The organism is Stenotrophomonas sp. YJH_SMC_110 (assembly GCF_059369255.1).
In genome coordinates, this window is record NZ_JCAFSM010000004.1 from 382,294 (window position 1) to 395,551 (window position 13,258).

11 protein-coding genes and 1 tRNA gene are annotated in these 13,258 nt (G+C 64.4%); 3 read left to right on the plus strand and 9 right to left on the minus strand.

The window, feature by feature from the left end:
• Positions 1–35: 35 nt before the first annotated feature.
• A complete protein-coding gene (locus AC5P6H_RS10855; RefSeq protein ID WP_014646396.1) occupies positions 36–1,895 on the minus strand; it encodes an ATP-binding protein in 1,860 nt (619 codons plus the stop codon).
• Positions 1,896–2,030: 135 nt separating this feature from the next.
• Positions 2,031–3,407 (minus strand): DNA repair protein RadA, encoded by a 1,377-nt coding sequence (gene radA / locus AC5P6H_RS10860; RefSeq protein WP_014646395.1) that lies wholly within the window; start codon positions 3,405–3,407, stop codon positions 2,031–2,033.
• A 149-nt stretch (positions 3,408–3,556) separates the two neighbouring features.
• Here radA and AC5P6H_RS10865 point away from each other — a divergent pair, with 149 nt between their 5' ends.
• On the plus strand, positions 3,557–5,614 hold the full coding sequence (locus tag AC5P6H_RS10865) for a bifunctional diguanylate cyclase/phosphodiesterase (protein ID WP_241886612.1): 2,058 nt from the start codon (positions 3,557–3,559) through the stop codon (positions 5,612–5,614).
• A 357-nt stretch (positions 5,615–5,971) separates the two neighbouring features.
• Here AC5P6H_RS10865 and cyoD read toward each other — a convergent pair whose 3' ends face one another.
• Genes cyoD through cyoA form a run of 4 tightly spaced genes read right to left on the minus strand, consistent with a single transcriptional unit; the run spans position 5,972 to position 9,988 of the window.
• The gene (cyoD, locus tag AC5P6H_RS10870; RefSeq protein WP_005415725.1) at positions 5,972–6,313 is read right to left on the minus strand and encodes a cytochrome o ubiquinol oxidase subunit IV; all 342 of its coding nucleotides are present in this window, start codon (positions 6,311–6,313) and stop codon (positions 5,972–5,974) included.
• Positions 6,313–6,951 carry a cytochrome o ubiquinol oxidase subunit III gene (gene cyoC / locus AC5P6H_RS10875; protein WP_014646393.1) on the minus strand — a complete coding sequence of 213 codons (639 nt, stop codon included), beginning with the start codon at positions 6,949–6,951 and terminating at the stop codon, positions 6,313–6,315. The genes cyoD and cyoC overlap by 1 nt, the downstream gene beginning before the upstream one ends.
• On the minus strand, positions 6,948–8,945 hold the full coding sequence (gene cyoB, locus AC5P6H_RS10880; protein WP_032956371.1) for a cytochrome o ubiquinol oxidase subunit I: 1,998 nt from the start codon (positions 8,943–8,945) through the stop codon (positions 6,948–6,950). Before cyoB ends, cyoC begins: the two co-directional genes overlap by 4 nt.
• Before the next feature lie 2 nt (positions 8,946–8,947).
• On the minus strand, positions 8,948–9,988 hold the full coding sequence (gene cyoA / locus AC5P6H_RS10885; protein WP_014646391.1) for a ubiquinol oxidase subunit II: 1,041 nt from the start codon (positions 9,986–9,988) through the stop codon (positions 8,948–8,950).
• Positions 9,989–10,343: 355 nt separating this feature from the next.
• On the opposite strand from cyoA, the gene AC5P6H_RS10890 reads away from it, so the two are divergent.
• Both AC5P6H_RS10890 and AC5P6H_RS10895 read left to right on the plus strand, forming a co-directional pair.
• Entirely contained in the window at positions 10,344–10,979 is a 636-nt protein-coding gene (locus tag AC5P6H_RS10890; RefSeq protein ID WP_495202595.1) for a GyrI-like domain-containing protein, read from the plus strand.
• Positions 10,980–10,992: 13 nt separating this feature from the next.
• Positions 10,993–11,328, plus strand: a complete 336-nt coding sequence (locus tag AC5P6H_RS10895; RefSeq protein ID WP_049441473.1) for a hypothetical protein — start codon at positions 10,993–10,995, stop codon at positions 11,326–11,328.
• A gap of 93 nt (positions 11,329–11,421) precedes the next feature.
• Here the strand turns inward: AC5P6H_RS10895 and AC5P6H_RS10900 are convergent.
• The 3 genes from AC5P6H_RS10900 to AC5P6H_RS10910 all read right to left on the minus strand — a co-directional run bounded on the left by AC5P6H_RS10900 (position 11,422) and on the right by AC5P6H_RS10910 (position 13,113).
• A tRNA-Thr gene (locus tag AC5P6H_RS10900) sits at positions 11,422–11,497 on the minus strand.
• A 146-nt stretch (positions 11,498–11,643) separates the two neighbouring features.
• The gene (locus AC5P6H_RS10905; protein WP_152906973.1) at positions 11,644–12,102 is read right to left on the minus strand and encodes a hypothetical protein; all 459 of its coding nucleotides are present in this window, start codon (positions 12,100–12,102) and stop codon (positions 11,644–11,646) included.
• Positions 12,103–12,129: 27 nt separating this feature from the next.
• Positions 12,130–13,113 carry an RHS repeat-associated core domain-containing protein gene (locus AC5P6H_RS10910; RefSeq protein WP_495202596.1) on the minus strand — a complete coding sequence of 328 codons (984 nt, stop codon included), beginning with the start codon at positions 13,111–13,113 and terminating at the stop codon, positions 12,130–12,132.
• Positions 13,114–13,258: the final 145 nt, after the last annotated feature.

Sequence of the window (13,258 nt, forward strand, 5' to 3'; positions counted from 1 at the left end):
CTGTCTAGCGAAGGCTGGATGAGAGGGCGCGGTGCTCAGCGCAGCATCTGCTGCAGGGCACCGGCGATATCGGTAAAGGCGCCGTTGAGATCCGGGCCCTGCGTGGCGGTCGTTGCCCGGGCCAAGGGACGGCCCTGCGCAGCGACGATGATCTTCAGCGAGCGCAGCAGGCGTGCCGCCGCTTCGGCCTGCGGGTGGCCCTCGCGCTGGGCGCGCAGCAGCGCCTGCACCGCCGGGTTGTCGAGGTTGAGGTACAGCCGCGAGGGTGCACGCGATTCGATGCGTGCGGTGAACTGGCGCGCCAGGCGCAGCGCCGCCATCGAAACGCGCTTGTCGTTCTCGTCGTCTTCCAGGCGCTGCTTCAGTTCGGCCTCGCGGTCGGGCACCACCACCACCGGCAGTGCTTCCGGGCTGAAACGCGCCGGCAGCAGCTGCTCGCCATCACCCAGCTGTTCGCGCAGCCAGGCCAGCTGCGCGTCGTCGAGGCTGTCATCGCTGCGGAACAGTGCGCGATTGCCCTGCTCGGTGCCGAGTTCAACCAGGCGCAGGCCCTTGGCCTGGGCCCAGCGCCGCAGGAACGGCACCACCGCGTAACGATGGCCATGCGCGACCGGCACCCCCATCGCGCGGAACAGCATCTCTTCGAAGCCACCGCCATTGTCGAGGATGACATGCACGGCACCGCGCGCCGGCAGGGCACTGGCCGGCAGGTCGCCCTGCGAGGTCGGCACGCGCACATGCTCCATCAGCAGGTCGAACAGGCGGTCATCGCACAGCGCCGCGCCCAGCAGCGCCTCGTTGTGGCGGCTCAATACGCGTCGCCACGCCTCCGGCTGCTGCCGCGCAACGTCGGCCAGACCATCGATCAGCGCCTCCAGCAAGGCATGTTGCACAGCGCGGTACTGGTCATCGCGCTGCAGGTCTTCGCGGCTGGCGGTGGGAGTCAGCCGCGAGGATTCGATCACCCCGCCGATGAAGCCAGCCCACGGCGGCAGCAGGTCACGGGCATCGTCATCCAGCAGCATGCCGCGCACGAACACCGACAGGTTGCGGTTGTCGCTGGTGCCATAGGTGGCACCATCCTGCACCCACAGCAGGCCGGTGGCATCGCTGTTGCCGTCGGCACGCAGCGGCACGGTGACGATCGGCTCGAAATCGTGCTCGAAGCGCGCGGCGAACTGCAGTGCCTGGCGGCGTGCCTGCACCGGGTGCACGGCCACGTCACCCTGCCCCCGCCACGGCGGCGGCTCGGGGTTGAGCGCTTCGGTCGCAGCACCGATGAAGATCGGTTCGGACAGCAGCGCGCAGTAGCGGCCCAGCACCTCGTGCAGGCGCGCCTCGTTGGCCAGCGGCAGGAAGTCCGGATGCAGCTCCAGTTCCACCTCGGTGCCGACCGCACGTGCCGGCACTTCGCTGACGGTGTACTGCTCGGCATTGCTGGACACGTACAGATGGCCCAGCTCCGGCGTCTGGTACGAGGTGGTACGCACGCTGACCCGGCGCGCCAGCACGAAGGCCGACAGGAAGCCGAGGCCGAACATGCCGATCAGGCCTTCATCATCCTCGCCGCCCTGGCGCAGGCCACGGGTATAGCCGACGCCGACGGTGGCCAGGTAGTCGTGGATCTCCTGGCGGGTCAGGCCGGCACCGGTATCGGTGATGCGCAGCACGCCGGCACCGGCATCGACCTGCACCGAAATGCGCGAAGGCACCTGGACGCCGGGCTGCTCGATGCGGCGGCGGATGATCGAGTCGTGCGCGTTCTGCACCAGTTCGCGCAGCGCCACCACCGGGGTGGAATACAGATGCTTGCCCAGCACCGTCATCAGTCCATTGAGATCGACCCCGGCACGACGGATCTCGGCGTTGGGGGCGGTGAGCGCGGTGTCCTGCATGTAATCGTTTACTCCTGGGCACGGAAAGGCGCCAGAGGGCGCCTTCGTCGAGCGGGAAAAACTAGCACAGCCAGCCTGACCGTTGCCGTATATGACGTATGTGGAGGCAGGCCCCGCAGCAGTCCCCCCAGTGCCTCACGCCGCGTCGATGGCCTCGGACAGGCGCTCCACCGCGATCACTTCCATGCCTTTCACCGATCCGCCCTTGGGCGCATTGGCCTTGGGCACGATGGCGCGCTTGAAGCCATGGGTGGCGGCCTCGCGCAGGCGGTCTTCGCCATTGGGCACCGGCCGGATCTCACCGGACAGGCCCACCTCGCCGAACGCAATCGTCTTTTCCGCCAGCGGCCGGTCCTGCAGCGAGGACAATACGGCCAGCAGCACCGGCAGGTCGGCGGCGGTTTCCTGCACGCGGATGCCACCGACCACGTTGACGAACACGTCCTGGTCGCCGACCAGCACGCCACCGTGGCGGTGCAGTACCGCCAGCAGCATGGCCAGGCGGTTCTGCTCCAGGCCGACCGCGACACGGCGCGGATTCGACAGCGGCGACGCATCGACCAGCGCCTGCACCTCCACCAGCAGCGGCCGGGTGCCCTCGCGGGTGACCATCACGCAGCTGCCCGGCTGATGGGTGCTGCCGCCGGACAGGAAGATCGCCGATGGATTGGAGACCTCCTTCAGGCCCTTGTCGCCCATCGCGAACACGCCCAGTTCGTTGACCGCACCGAAGCGGTTCTTGAACGCGCGCAGCAGGCGGAAGCGGCTGCCGCTCTCGCCCTCGAAATACAGCACTGCATCGACCATGTGCTCGAGCACGCGCGGGCCGGCGATGCCGCCCTCCTTGGTCACATGGCCGACCAGGAACACGGCCGTGCCGGTCTCCTTGGCAAACCGGACCAGCCGCGCCGCGCTCTCGCGCACCTGGCTGACCGAACCGGGCGCGGCGGTCAGGCTCTCGGTCCACAGGGTCTGCACGGAGTCGGCCACGATCAGCCGCGGGCCGGCCTTGGACGCATGCTGCAGGATCGATTCGACCCCGGTCTCGGCCAGTGCGTTGACCCCGTCCAGCGGCAGCTCCAGGCGGTGCGCGCGGCCGGCGACCTGCGCCAGCGATTCCTCGCCGGTGACGTACAGCACCGGCAGTTCGGCCGCCATCTTCGCCACCGCCTGCAGCAGCAGGGTCGACTTGCCGATGCCCGGATCGCCACCGACCAGCACCACCGCGCCCTCGACCAGGCCACCGCCCAGCACCCGGTCGAACTCGCCGATGCCGGTGGAGACCCGGCGATGCTCGGTCTGCTCCACGTCCTTCAGGGCGGTGATCTTCGGCGGGTCGATCTTGCCGGCCCAGCCGGCCCGGCGCGAAGCCGGCGCCTTGGCCGCCGCCGCGCTTTCCAGCACGATCTCCGACAGCGAGTTCCAGGCGTTGCACTCGGTGCATTGGCCCTGCCACTTGCTGAATTCGGCGCCGCATTCATTGCAGACGTAGGCGGTGCGGGCTTTTGCCATCGGATGATTTCCAGCTACGGGAACAGGCGTGGCAGGATAGCCGAGCCGGGTCGCAGGTGCTGCGACCACTCAAGTCCTGCCCACCTGCGCCGATAGGGGTCGCGGGCGTGCGCCTTGCGGGCGCCCCTCCCTCCCCCACTGGATTCATCATGACTGGCAGCTACAGTCAGAGCCTGGTCATCATCTCCGTGCTGGTGGCCATTCTTGCTTCGTACACGGCGCTGGACATGGCCGGGCGCCTGGCCACGGCCGAGGGTCGCGTGGCCCGCTGGTGGCTGGCCGGCGGCGCGGCGGCCATGGGCCTGGGCATCTGGTCGATGCACTTCATCGGCATGCTCGCCTTCGACCTGCCGATTCCGGTGGGTTACGACCTTGGCATCACCCTGTACTCGCTGGCGGTCTCGATCGGCGCCTCGGCCTATGCGCTGTGGCTGGTGTCGCGGCCCAGCCTGCCGTGGCGCCGGCTGCTGGCCGGGGCCGTGCTGATGGGCCTGGGCATCGCCACCATGCACTACCTGGGCATGGCGGCGATGCGCATGCAGCCGGGCATCGACTACCACCCGGGCTGGTTTGCCGCCTCCATCGCGGTGGCCATCGGTGCCGCCGGCGCCGCACTGTGGATCGCCTTCCGCCTGCGCGCCGAGCGGCGCAACACCCTGCTGCTGCGCGCGCTTGCTTCGCTGGTGATGGGCCTGGCCATCGTCGGCATGCATTACACCGGCATGGCGGCGGCGCGCTTCCCCGAAGGCAGCATCTGTGGCGCCGTCGGCAGTGGCGGCATCGACACGCGCTGGCTGGCGGTGCTGGTGATCGTCACCACCGTGGCCACGCTGGGCATCGCCCTGGTCGCCTCGCTGTTCGACCGGCAGATGCGCGTGCGCACCGGTCTGCTGGCCGATTCGCTGGCGCACGCCAACGACAAGCTGATCCAGGCCGCGCTGCACGACCCGTTGACCCAGCTGCCCAACCGCATGCTGCTGCAGGACCGCATCGAGCAGGCGATCGAGAAGGCGCGGCGCCGCAACCATGCAGTGGCGGTGATGTTCTGCGACCTGGACGGCTTCAAGGCGGTCAATGATGCGTACGGCCACCAGCTCGGCGACCGCCTGCTGGTGGCGGTGGCACAGCGCATCGGCGGCCAGCTGCGACCGCAGGATACGTTGGCCCGCCTCGGCGGCGATGAGTTCGTGATCGTGCTGGCCATCGACATTCCCGACGATGCGGTGGTGGTGGCCGAGCGCATCATCGCCGCGGCCGGCGAACCGTTCCTGCTGGATGCGGCCGAACTGCAGGTCAGCGCCAGCCTGGGCATTGCCCTGTACCCGGATGACGCCGGCAACGAGCGCGAGCTGATGGCCCACGCCGATGCGGCGATGTACCACACCAAGGAAACCGGGCGGAACGGCTACACCTTCTTCACCCCCTCGATGCAGCTCAGTGCCAACCGCCAGCTGCGCCTGCTGCAGGACCTGCGCAAGGCCATCGCCCGCGACGAACTGATCCTGCATTACCAGCCCAAGTTCCCTGCCGCCGGCGCACCGGCCACCGGGGCCGAAGCGCTGCTGCGCTGGCAGCACCCGGAGCTGGGACTGCTGGCGCCGGACGTGTTCATCCCCATTGCCGAGCGCAGCGGCCTGATCCTGCCGATCGGTGACTGGGTATTGGACCGCGCCTGTGCGCAGCTGCGGGCATGGCACCAGGCCGGGCATACGGAATGGTCGATGGCGGTGAACCTCTCGCCGCTGCAGTTCGCCTCGCCGGCACTGCTGGACAGCGTGCGCGAGGTGCTGCACCGGCATCGGATCGAACCGGCGCGGCTGACCCTGGAGATCACCGAGACCACGGCGATGAAGGACGTCGATGCCAGCCTCGCGATTCTCAACGACCTGACCGCGATGGGCGTGCACATCGCCATCGATGATTTCGGCACCGGCTATTCCAGCCTGCTGTACCTCAAGCGCATGCCGGCCACCGAACTGAAGATCGACCGTGCGTTCGTGCACGACCTGGAGCGCAATGACGAGGACGCCGCCATCGTCTCGTCGATCATCGCGCTGGGCCGCACCCTGCAGCTGCAGGTGGTGGCCGAGGGCGTGGAGACGCAGGCGCAGCGCGAGTACCTGAGCGAACTGGGGTGTGATCAGTTGCAGGGTTACCACCTGGGCCGACCGATGGACGCCGAGGAATTCCTGCGCCGGGTGGGGTGAGGCGCCAGGTCCGGGGTCGGATCCCTTGCCGCAGGCAAGGGCTCTGACCCCATCCACGCATGGCGTGGATCTCCTGGTAGAGCCGGCCGCTGGCCGGCTTCGCGTAATTGCCGGCCAGCGGCCGGCACTACCACCCTGTGCCGGCCATGCCGGGTGGGATCTCTTGCACAGGCAAGGGCTCTGACCCCATCCACGCATGGCGTGGATCTCCTGGTAGAGCCGGCCGCTGGCCGGCTTCGCGTAATTGCCGGCCAGCGGCCGGCACTACCAGCCTGGTGGGTGCACGAAACGCGCAACCACAGCAAACAGAAAGGCCGCCCGAGGGCGGCCTTTCTGCGTGGCAACGTCGCGAGGACGTCAGTGCATCATGTGCACGTTCATGTTGTGCATGACCCACAGGGTGCCGATCACGATGATGCCGATCACCACAACGGTGAAGGCCGCAGCGTTGACGTTCCAGCGGCTTTCCGAAGAGCGGTCCAGGTGCAGGAAGAACACCAGGTGGACCAGCATCTGCAGCACCGCGGTGACCGCGATCACCACACCGTTGACGGTGCGCGAGAAATCACCCGACATCACCATCCAGAACGGGATGACGGTCAGCACCACCGCCAGCACGAAGCCGATCAGGTACGACTTCACGCTGCCGTGGCTTTCGCCGCCGGTGCCGTGGTCGTGTGCGTGGTTGTCATGTGCCATTACAGCGCTCCATTGAGGTAGACGACGGAGAACACGCCGATCCAGATCAGGTCCAGGAAGTGCCAGAACAGGCTCAGGCACGCCATGCGGGTCTTGTTGGTCGGGGTCAGGCCGTACTTCTTCAGCTGCACGAACATCACCAGCAGCCACAGCAGGCCGGCGCTGACGTGCAGGCCGTGGGTACCGACCAGGGCGAAGAACGCCGACAGGAAGGCACTGCGGTCCGGACCGTAGCCCTGATGGATCAGGTGCTGGAACTCATAGACTTCCATGCACATGAAGCCGAAGCCCAGCAGCCAGGTAACCGCCAGCCACAGGAACATCTGGCCAACCTGCTTGCGGTGCATGGCGATCATGCCCAGGCCGAAGGTCAGCGACGAGGTCAGCAGCAGCGCGGTTTCCCACGCCACGAACGGCAGTTCAAACAGGTCCTTCGCGGTCGGGCCACCATCGGTACCGCCTGCCAGCACCACGTAGGTGGCGAACAGCGAGGCGAAGATGAGGCAGTCGCTCATCAGGTACACCCAGAAACCGAAGACGGTGTTGCCGCCGGTGTCGTGGTGCTCGTGGTCGTCATGGCCATGGGCCGCCGCGTGCGCGGCGTGCCCGTGGCTCAGGGTCGAGGTATTGGTGCTCATGCCTTCAGCTCCGACTTCACCAGGCCCTGGGCTTCCAGGTGCTTGCGGTGTTCGTTCTCGATGCGTTCCACCTCGGCGGCCGGGACCCAGTAGTCCACGTCCTGGTCGAAGGTGCGGTAGATGAACGTGGCGATCATGCCGACGAAGCCGACGATGGCCAGCCACCAGATGTGCCAGATCATCGCGAAGCCGAACACCAGGCTGAAGGCACCGATGACAACGCCCGTGCCGGTGTTGCGCGGCATGTGGATGTCGGTGTACTTGGCCGGCTTCGGCCAGGCTTCACCGCGCTGCTTGCGCTCCCAGAAATCGTCCAGCTCGGTGACTTCCGGCAGCGTGCCGAAGTTGTAGAAGGCCGGCGGCGAAGAGGTTTCCCACTCCAGCGTACGGGCATCCCACGGGTCGCCGGTCAGGTCGACGGTCTTCTTGCGGTCGCGGATCGAGACGGCCACCTGGATGATCTGGCACAGGATGCCGGCGCCAACGATGAAGGCACCTGCGGCGGCGATCAGCAGCAGCGGCTCATAGGCCGGGTTGACCGTGCTCTGCAGGCGACGGGTCATGCCCATGAAGCCCAGCACGTACATCGGCATGAAGGTCACGTAGAAGCCGATGAACCAGCACCAGAACGCGCACTTGCCCCAGAACTCATTGAGGCGGAAGCCGAACATCTTCGGCCACCAGTAGGTGATGCCGGCGAACATGCCGAACACCACGCCGCCGATGATGACGTTGTGGAAGTGGGCGATCAGGAACAGGCTGTTGTGCAGCACGAAGTCGATGGCCGGGATCGCCAGCATCACGCCGGTCATGCCGCCGATGACGAAGGTGACCATGAAGCCGATGGTCCACAGCACCGGGGTGGTGAAGTGCACGCGGCCGCGGAACATGGTGAACAGCCAGTTGAAGATCTTCACGCCGGTCGGGATCGAGATGATCATCGTCGTGATGCCGAAGAAGGCATTGACGTTGGCACCGGAGCCCATGGTGAAGAAGTGGTGCAGCCACACGATGAACGACAGCACGCCGATGCAGGCGGTGGCGTAGACCATGCCCTTGTAGCCGAACAGCGCCTTGCGCGAGAAGGTCGCGATGACTTCGGAGAACACACCGAACGCCGGCAGGACCAGGATGTACACCTCCGGGTGACCCCAGATCCAGATCAGGTTGATGTACAGCATGGCGTTGCCGCCACCGTCATTGGTGAAGAAGTGCGTACCCAGGTAACGGTCCAGGGTCAGCAGCACCAGGGTGATGGTCAGCACCGGGAACGCAGCGACGATCAGCACGTTGGTCACCAGGGCGGTCCAGGTGAACACCGGCATCTGCATCAGCTTCATGCTGGGGGTACGCATCTTCAGGATGGTGATGAAGAAGTTGATACCGCTCAGCGTGGTACCCAGGCCTGCGACCTGTAGACCCCAGATGTAGTAGTCCATGCCGACGCTTGGACTGTATTCGATGCCCGACAGTGGCGGGAATGCCAGCCAGCCGGTGGCAGCGAACTCACCGATCCACAGCGACAGCATGATCAGCACCGCACCGGACACGAACAGCCAGAAGCTGAGCGAGTTGACGAACGGGAACGCGACGTCGCGCGCACCGATCTGCAGCGGCACGGCCAGGTTCATCAGGCCGGTGATCAGCGGCATCGCCACGAAGAAGATCATGATCACGCCGTGGGCGGTGAAGATCTGGTCGTAGTGGTGCGGCGGCAGGTAGCCCTCGGAGCCACCGACGGCGATGGCCTGCTGGGTACGCATCATGATGGCGTCGGAGAAACCGCGCAGCAGCATGACGAAGGCGACGATGAGGTACATCACGCCGATCTTCTTGTGATCCACCGAGGTGAACCACTCCTTCCACAGATAGCCCCACAGCTTGAACTTGGTGATCAGGGCGACGACGCCCAGGCCACCAAGAACCGCGCCGATCAACGTCGTCAGGACGATCGGATCGTGGGGGATCGACTCAAGAGAGAGTTTTCCCAACATGTTCATTCTCCCGAACCCGCGTGGCCGGCATGGCCTGCGTGTTCGTGTTCGTTGGCATCCAGGTTTTCACCCGATTCCTTGGAATCATGCGCATCACTGGGGGCATGGCCCTCGTGCGCTTCATGGGTGGCGGCATCGGCAGCGGCGGCACCGGCATGCGAGTGCTTCATGCCGTAATGCTTGTTGTCGCCCATGTGCTTGGCGATGACCCAGTCGAACAGGCCTTCTTCGGTCTTGCCGAAGTAGGTGACCGGATACCACTCGGCGTTGCGTGCTTCACCCAGCGCCTTGAACGAGGCCTTGTCCAGGGTCTGCTCACCGGCGCGGACCTGGTCCAGCCACTGGCGGTATTCGGCATCGGTGACCGAGTAGGCGGTGAAGTGCATCTTGGCGAAGCCCGCGCCGCTGTAGTGCGAGGACATGCCCGGGAATTCGCCGGTCTCGTTGGCGATCAGGTGGAGCTTGGTCTCCATCGCAGCCATCGAGTAGATCATGCTGCCCAGGTGCGGGATGAAGAACGCATTCATCACCGAATCGGACGTGATCTTGAAGTTCAGCGGCGTGTTGACCGGGAACTTGATTTCGTTGACGACCGCCACCTTCTCTTCCGGATAGATGAACAGCCACTTCCAGTCCAGCGAGATCGCCTCGATGGTGACCGGCTTGACGTCCGAATCCAGCGGACGATACGGGTCCAGTGCGTGCGACGAACGCCAGGTCAGGACCGCCAGCACCAGCACGATCATGCAGGGAATGGACCACACCACCACCTCGATCGCCGTCGAGTGGGACCACTTCGGCTCGTAACGGGCCTTGGTGTTGGAGGCGCGATACTTCCACGCGAACGTCAGGGTCATGATGATGACCGGGATGACGACCAGCAGCATGAGCACGGTGGCCGTGATCAGCAGGGTCTTCTCATCCTGGCCGATCTGGCCCTTCGGACTGAGGATGGCCACCGCATCGCAACCGGTGAGCATCACCAGCAACGACAGCAGCAGGCCCGGGCGCAACCAGCGCCCAAGGGTTTTCAACGGAATCATCGGTCGATCCAATTGCGAGGGAATGCCGTTCCCCGTCCCTGCCTGTTCCGGCCAAAAGCCGGTCCCACCGGTCCGGAAGACAGGCAGGGAGGTGGGGTCGAGTCAGCCTTTCAATTTTAGGCCGTCACCCACCATTTAAGAAAGGCATTGACATTGATCGAGCGCAGGAAAGGCCCGATTCTGGCTGCGACACGTTGTCGCACCGCGCAGGTGTGACGGGCCCATGACCCAGGACTGCGTGCCGGCCCCGCGCGCTCGTGGGGCCATTCGCCCTCGTTCGGCAAAGTCACCTGAACCGGTTCAGCGTACTGGCGGGTGCCTGGCGTGGGATGCTCTGCACAGGAGGAAGCCCCCGATGGACAAGATCGACTTCAAGAAGCGCGACCGGGCGCTCTATCAACCGCCCGCCGGCAGGTTCGTACCGGTCGATGTGCCGCCCCTGCCCTACGTGATGGTCGATGGTCACGGCGACCCGAACACGGCCCCCGCCTACCTGCAGGCCGTGCAGTGGCTGTATTCGGTGAGCTATGCATTGAAGTTCGCGCTGAAGGCCGAAGGGCGCGACTACGTGGTGCCACCGCTGGAGGCGCTGTGGCGCGCCGAGGACCCGGCCAGCTTCATCGCGCGACGCAAGGATGAGTGGGCCTGGACCGTGATGATCCGCACGCCTGAGGTTATCCGGCCTGCGCAGTGGCAAGCGGCGATCAGCAAGGCGCGCGCGAAACTGGGGGATGCGCCGCCCAGCCTCCGCCATGAAATCCTTGCCGAGGGCCCCAGCCTGCAGACCTTGCACGTGGGCGCCTACGACGACGAAGGCCCCGTCCTGGCGCATCTGCATGACGAAGTGATGCCCGCACTGGGTTACACCTTCGCCGGCCCCCATCATGAGATCTACCTGAGCGACCCGCGCAGGACCGACGCGGCGCGGTTGAAAACCGTGCTGCGGCAGCCGGTGCGGCCGATCGGGCCTGATGAGGATTCCGGCACATGACACAAGGAACGCCATGCACCTGATCAACCGACTGCTGCACTGGACCACCCTGCCCGCCGGGCGCCGCCTGATGGCCGTGCTGGGTGCCGCGCTGGTGATCGTGCTGGCCTGCAATCCGGATCTGCTGCCGTTGTTGCCGGTGGTGGATGCGCTGGGGATGGACGTGCTGATGCTGTTGCTGACTGCGCAGGTGGTGGCGGTCCTGCCTTGGGTGCGGGAGCGGGCCGCGCGTGGGACCACGGTGCTTGCACCCCTGCTGATCGGCGCGTTGGCGGGAGCAGCGGGTGGTTATCTCCGGCAGCTCGCGTGGTGGCTGGCACGGGATGCGGGGATGACGAGACGTTGCTGAAGGCTTGCAGCCTTCAGTGAGGTGACCATCCTATGATAACCGGCGGGCGCAAACAAAAAGCCCCGACCAAAGGCCGAGGCTTTTCACTACAACTGGTGCCGGAAACAGGAGTCGAACCTGCGACCTACGCATTACGAATGCGCCGCTCTACCAACTGAGCTATTCCGGCCTAGCTGGGCATCATAGCAGCAGCTTTTCGCTGTGGTCAATTACCCCCACGGGAGGACAATTGCCTACTGGCCCCTCAGAACGTCCGCAATCATTGAGTCACACTCTCAACCCACGTCACCTTCCCAGCCTGCTAGGGGGGTGAACCTACGGCTCCGGTGGCAATTCGCACGTTGATGTCCCCTCTATAGCTTTGATCGCCTTTTCAATCTCTTCGCGAGGGCTTACTGCTGGTGCAAGAACCAGCGGTCCCAAGTTGGACTCAATGGGTTCTGTCTTTTTAATTGCATCATGGAGAAGAGGCAGCGCCACTCGAGAATGGCATCCAAGCACTGCCAATGTCTTCGATGCGTAAAACCGCCCCACATCGCCATCAACATCTAGAAGTGAAGCGATCTCGCGCACTGTCGAGCTATTGACTTCATTAACCTCCTCCTTCCCGAGACCCGAAAGATATTCGAACAAGGCACTCATGCCCAGAGCCCTTCCATCGGCGGTAGGTTGCGCTTTTATCTCATGAACTGATGAAGTGACACTTCGGTTAACGTCCTGACCACCTCCTGCAAATGCAACATTGAGAACAAAAAAAAGTGCAAACACTTCCATATACTCCTCCAATACCCAGATAATTCATCAAGGCCATTCCACTTGAAATCTAACATCTACCGAAGGCGTCGCCGAGGAAGTACTCAATTTCGGATCAACTGATGTTGAAGGAACTACTCCTGCAAACCCTACTCCACCAGGAACAAAGGAAGAAGGCAAACTCAAACCCTCATAGAACCTCACACTTCCAGACCAGGTCACCTTTCCCCTATACCATTCACTCGGAAGCCTGTTGACCTTGAATGTATCCTGTCCATAGGGCGTAGGAACCGAACTCCCTGGAGACACCGTCCAAGCTTCCCAGTAACGAGTGGATGGAAGACCCACGATGCGATGCCCTGCCCTGTCATACGCCTCAACAGTAACTGAAATATCTTGGACTATCGCACCACCTCTTGGCGAAACCTGAGAAAGGCTCCAATTCCGCACCAATTCACTTGTCCCATTGGCACCTGCGGAACGGTTGATCGTCTCGTCTGCAACGAGACGCTGCCCACCGATAGAAGTGCTCCTCACTCCCGCTGTTGACCTGCTCACTCCAGAGGAACCGCCAATCGCCCCCTGCTCCAACTGGCAGCCTGTGTCTTTGCCACACGCTCGCCGGCCATCGGGATCAAAGTAGCGGTAGGGATTCGAATTGGCGTACCTGTAGCGTCCGAATGCGCCCACCGGATCGCGCATAGCCGATACAGGATCCACACTTAGAAACGCACCCAACTGTGAATCCATGTACCGTTGCTGCATGTAGCTCAAGTCTGTCGAGGCATCAGTCACATGCCCGGTATAGCCAGGCCCATCAGCAACCGGCTGGCCCACCACCGCGCCATATGGCTCATAGACGGTACGCCGGATTACGCTGCCAGCCTCGTCAGTCTCAGCGACCGGTGCCCCCAACGCATCGGTATGGATATAGGTAATCGTCTCCGCAGCAGCCTGATTGAACAGTCCACCCAGAATCAGCGCGGCCCCGACTACGGCTCGACTCAGCAGCGTCTTTATTCCTGCGTTCATCGCGTCCACCTCAGTTCGACCAGGCCGAGCACGCCTGCGCATTGCAGGCACGCACCTTGTAACCACCCTGGCAGCGCGTATCGAGGTCGTAGCCGATGCCTTCTGCCCTATAGGTCGCGCCGCCGCTGCTTGAACGCATGTTGTA

Bases quoted from the DNA above. Each gene is read 5' to 3' on its own strand.
- AC5P6H_RS10855 (WP_014646396.1), bottom strand. From the start codon at position 1,895: ATGCAGGACACCGCGCTCACCGCCCCCAACGCCGAGATCCGTCGTGCC.
- radA (WP_014646395.1), bottom strand. From the start codon at position 3,407: ATGGCAAAAGCCCGCACCGCCTACGTCTGCAATGAATGCGGCGCCGAA.
- AC5P6H_RS10865 (WP_241886612.1), top strand. From the start codon at position 3,557: ATGACTGGCAGCTACAGTCAGAGCCTGGTCATCATCTCCGTGCTGGTG.
- cyoD (WP_005415725.1), bottom strand. From the start codon at position 6,313: ATGGCACATGACAACCACGCACACGACCACGGCACCGGCGGCGAAAGC.
- cyoC (WP_014646393.1), bottom strand. From the start codon at position 6,951: ATGAGCACCAATACCTCGACCCTGAGCCACGGGCACGCCGCGCACGCG.
- cyoB (WP_032956371.1), bottom strand. From the start codon at position 8,945: ATGTTGGGAAAACTCTCTCTTGAGTCGATCCCCCACGATCCGATCGTC.
- cyoA (WP_014646391.1), bottom strand. From the start codon at position 9,988: ATGATTCCGTTGAAAACCCTTGGGCGCTGGTTGCGCCCGGGCCTGCTG.
- AC5P6H_RS10890 (WP_495202595.1), top strand. From the start codon at position 10,344: ATGGACAAGATCGACTTCAAGAAGCGCGACCGGGCGCTCTATCAACCG.
- AC5P6H_RS10895 (WP_049441473.1), top strand. From the start codon at position 10,993: ATGCACCTGATCAACCGACTGCTGCACTGGACCACCCTGCCCGCCGGG.
- AC5P6H_RS10905 (WP_152906973.1), bottom strand. From the start codon at position 12,102: ATGGAAGTGTTTGCACTTTTTTTTGTTCTCAATGTTGCATTTGCAGGA.
- AC5P6H_RS10910 (WP_495202596.1), bottom strand. From the start codon at position 13,113: ATGAACGCAGGAATAAAGACGCTGCTGAGTCGAGCCGTAGTCGGGGCC.